Genomic DNA, 3679 nt, shown 5'->3' with positions numbered 1-3679 from the left:
ATGCAGCGCGGTATCCCTGAAGAGGAGGCGATCGCGCTGATCGTCAACGGCTTCGTCAAGGACGTCATCCAGCAACTGCCGATGGAATTCGCTGTCGAGGCGCAGAAGCTGATCGGTATCTCGCTTGAGGGCTCGGTCGGCTGACCGGACAGATATTCAGGAAACGAAAAAATGCTTGAAATCAGAAACCTGCACGCCCGCATCGTCGATGACGGCACCGAAATCATCCGCGGTCTGAACCTGACGGTGAAAGCCGGCGAGGTTGCCGCGATCATGGGGCCGAACGGCTCGGGCAAATCGACGCTGTCCTACATCCTCGCCGGTCGCGAGGACTATGAGGTGACCGAGGGCGACATCCTCTACAACGGCCAGTCGATCCTCGAAATGGATCCGGCCGAGCGCGCCACGTCAGGCATCTTCCTCGCCTTCCAGTATCCGATGGAGATACCGGGCGTCGCCACCATGGAATTCCTGAAAGTGGCGATGAACGAGCAGCGCAAGGCGCGCGGCGAGGAGCCGCTGAAGATCCCGGAATTTTTGAAGCGCGTGAAGGAAGCCGCCGCCTCGCTCAGCATGGAGATGGCGATGCTGAAGCGGCCGCTTAATGTCGGCTTTTCCGGCGGCGAGAAGAAGCGGGCGGAGATCCTGCAGATGAAATTGCTGGAGCCGAAATTGTGCGTGCTCGACGAGACCGATTCCGGCCTCGACATCGATGCGCTGAAGATCGTTTCCGACGGCGTCAACGCGCTGCGCGCGCCGGACCGGGCGTTCCTGGTCATCACCCACTACCAGCGCCTGCTTGAGCACATCGTGCCCGACACCGTGCATGTGCTCTACAAGGGGCAGGTCATCAAGTCAGGCGACAAGTCGCTGGCGCTCGACCTGGAAGCCAATGGCTATGCCGGCGTGATCGGCGAAGCAGCGTGAGATGCCAGAGGTAATACCGATGAACATGCACGCACAACCGCAGCGGACACCGGCCGAGACAGCGTTGATCGACGCGTTCGGCGACCGGCTGTCGCTGCTGCCGGGCGACGGCGCGGTGATGCTGAAGCGCGACGACGCCATCGAGACGATCAAGCACGGCCTGCCGACGCGGCGCGTCGAATCCTGGCACTATACCGACTTGCGCCGGTTGCTGAATACCGTGCCGGACTTCGACCCTGCCGCCATGGCCAAGGCCATTGCGCCGATCGTTGACGGTTCCACTGTGGTGTCGATCCTGAACGGCAAGTCCGACGCCAAAGTGCCGGTTCTTGAAGGCGTCTCTTTCCAGCGCCTGTCGGAAAAGCTGGTCGACGGCAGCGCAGCACCTGGGCTCGACCCCTATGGCAGCGACGACGCCATCGGCGCGCTGAACACGGCTTTCGTCGCCGACGGATATTTTGTCGACATCGCCGATGGCGTGGAACTCGAAAAGCCGGTCGAGCTGCAGAACCTGCAGGCCGGCGGCCAGACCCATGTGCGCCTGCCAGTGCGTGTCGGCGCCGGCGCCAAGGCCGTCATCGTCGAACGGCAGACAGGTGACGGCGCTGCCCTGGGCAGCTCGGTCAGCCAGCTCGTGCTCGGCGAAGGCGCCGAGGTGACGTGGCTGATTGTCCAGGAACAGCCGGAAACGGCGACGCATCTGGCCCAGTTCAAGGCCCATATCGGCAAGAATGCCAAGCTGACGTTGTTCGTCATGAACGCCGGCGGCAAGCTCGTGCGCCAGGAGATCATGGTCAGGACGACTGGCGAAGGCGCCGATTTCAAGCTGCGCGGCATCAACCTCTTGGCCGGCGACACCCATACCGACGTGACCATGGTTCTCGACCACGCCGTGCCGCACACGACCTCGACGGAGATCATCCGCAACGTGGTGACGGGCAAGGCGCGCGGCGTGTTTCAGGGCCGCATCAACGTCCATCAATATGCGCAGAAGACCAACGCCAAGATGGCATGCAACACGCTGTTGCTGTCGGACGACGGCGAGTTCTCGACCAAGCCGGAGCTTGAAATCTTCGCCGACGACGTGATTTGCGGCCATGGCGCGACGGTCACCGAGATCGACCACGATCATCTGTTCTACCTGATGGCGCGCGGCGTCGACGAGAAAAGCGCGCGGGGGCTGCTCGTGAAGGCCTTCGTCGCCGAGGTGATCGAGGAACTGGACGACGAGGCGATCGTCGAAGCGCTGGAAGCGCGGCTCGACGGCTGGTTCGTGGCACACGGCTAATTGGATGGGGTCCGGCAAAGCCACCCCTCATCCGTCTTGGCGCTACGCGCCAATCCACCTTCTCCCACAAGGGGAGAAGGTAAAGCGCTAGACCTTCTCCCCTTGTGGGAGAAGGTGGCCGAGCGAAGCTCGGTCGGATGAGGGGTGTTGGAAGGATCTCGGCCTTGGCCGGCAAGGACTTTGAAATGGACCAGAAACTCGAAAACATTCCCTACGACGTCGAAGCGATCCGCCGCGATTTCCCGATCCTGTCGCGGGAAGTCTATGGCAAGAAGCTGGTCTATCTCGACAATGGCGCCTCGGCACAGAAGCCGCAGGCGGTGCTCGACGCTGTCCAGCACGCCTACAGCCAGGAATATGCCAACGTCCATCGTGGCCTGCATTTCCTGTCCAATGCCGCGACCGACGCCTACGAAAAGGCGCGCGAAACGGTACGCCGTTTCCTCAACGCGCCAAGCACCGACAACATCATCTTCACCTCGAACACGACCTCGGCCATCAACACCGTGGCCTATGGCTATGGCATGCCCAACATCGGCGAGGGCGACGAGATCGTGCTGTCGATCATGGAGCACCACTCCAACATCGTTCCCTGGCATTTTATCCGCGAGCGGCAGGGCGCCAAGCTGGTCTGGGTGCCGGTCGACGATCTCGGCGTCCTCCACATCGAGGAATTCGAAAAACGGCTGACCGACCGCACCAAACTGGTCGCCGTCACGCAGATGTCGAATGCGCTGGGCACGGTGACGCCGATCAAGGAAATCGTGCGCATCGCGCATGCGCGTGGAATTCCCGTCCTCGTCGACGGCAGCCAGAGCGCCGTGCATATGCCGATCGATGTGCAGGATCTCGACTGCGACTTCTTCGTCTTCACCGGGCACAAGGTTTATGGCCCTTCGGGCATCGGGGTGCTCTACGGCAAGAAGGACATTCTCCAGGGCATGCGCCCCTTCATGGGCGGTGGCGAGATGATCGAGGAGGTGACGGAAGACATCGTCACCTACAACGAGCCGCCGCATCGTTTCGAAGCCGGCACGCCGCCGATCGTGCAGGCGATCGGACTGGGTGCCGCGCTCGACTATATGGAAACGATCGGCCGCGAGCGCATCGCCGCGCATGAGGAAGACCTCAAGACTTATGCGCATGAGCGGCTGCGCGCCATCAATTCGCTGCGCATCTTCGGCGATGCGCCCGGCAAGGGCGCCATCATCTCGTTCGAACTGCAAGGCATTCATGCGCACGACGTGTCGATGGTGATAGACAGGCAGGGCGTTGCTGTCCGCGCGGGCACCCATTGCGCCCAGCCGCTGTTGAAACGTTTCGGCGTAACCTCCACATGCAGGGCATCGTTCGGCATGTATAATACCAGGGCCGAAGTCGACGCTTTGGCCGAGGCGCTTGAGAAAGCGCGCAAATTCTTCGGATGACGATTTTTTTGGGTGACGACCATGGATGATGCAAGCA

General features: G+C 61.8%; 3 protein-coding genes. All 3 read left to right on the top strand.

Annotated features, from left to right (window positions below):
- Positions 1–171 precede the first annotated feature (171 nt).
- The 3 genes from sufC to EN969_RS21395 all read left to right on the top strand — a co-directional run bounded on the left by sufC (position 172) and on the right by EN969_RS21395 (position 3642).
- Positions 172–927 (top strand): Fe-S cluster assembly ATPase SufC, encoded by a 756-nt coding sequence (gene sufC, locus EN969_RS21405; protein ID WP_013532160.1) that lies wholly within the window; start codon positions 172–174, stop codon positions 925–927.
- 19 nt (positions 928–946) lie between these two features.
- Positions 947–2215 (top strand): Fe-S cluster assembly protein SufD, encoded by a 1269-nt coding sequence (gene sufD / locus EN969_RS21400; RefSeq protein WP_063167809.1) that lies wholly within the window; start codon positions 947–949, stop codon positions 2213–2215.
- Positions 2216–2400: 185 nt separating this feature from the next.
- Entirely contained in the window at positions 2401–3642 is a 1242-nt protein-coding gene (locus EN969_RS21395) for a cysteine desulfurase (RefSeq protein ID WP_063170212.1), read from the top strand.
- The last annotated feature ends 37 nt before the right edge of the window (positions 3643–3679 follow it).

Origin of the sequence: Mesorhizobium sp. M7A.F.Ca.CA.003.01.2.1 (genome assembly GCF_003998945.1) — a bacterium.
GTDB lineage: Bacteria > Pseudomonadota > Alphaproteobacteria > Rhizobiales > Rhizobiaceae > Mesorhizobium > Mesorhizobium ciceri.
This window is presented reverse-complemented; position numbering and strand designations above follow the sequence as displayed.

Bases quoted from the DNA above. Each gene is read 5' to 3' on its own strand.
- sufC (WP_013532160.1), top strand. From the start codon at position 172: ATGCTTGAAATCAGAAACCTGCACGCCCGCATCGTCGATGACGGCACC.
- sufD (WP_063167809.1), top strand. From the start codon at position 947: ATGAACATGCACGCACAACCGCAGCGGACACCGGCCGAGACAGCGTTG.
- EN969_RS21395 (WP_063170212.1), top strand. From the start codon at position 2,401: ATGGACCAGAAACTCGAAAACATTCCCTACGACGTCGAAGCGATCCGC.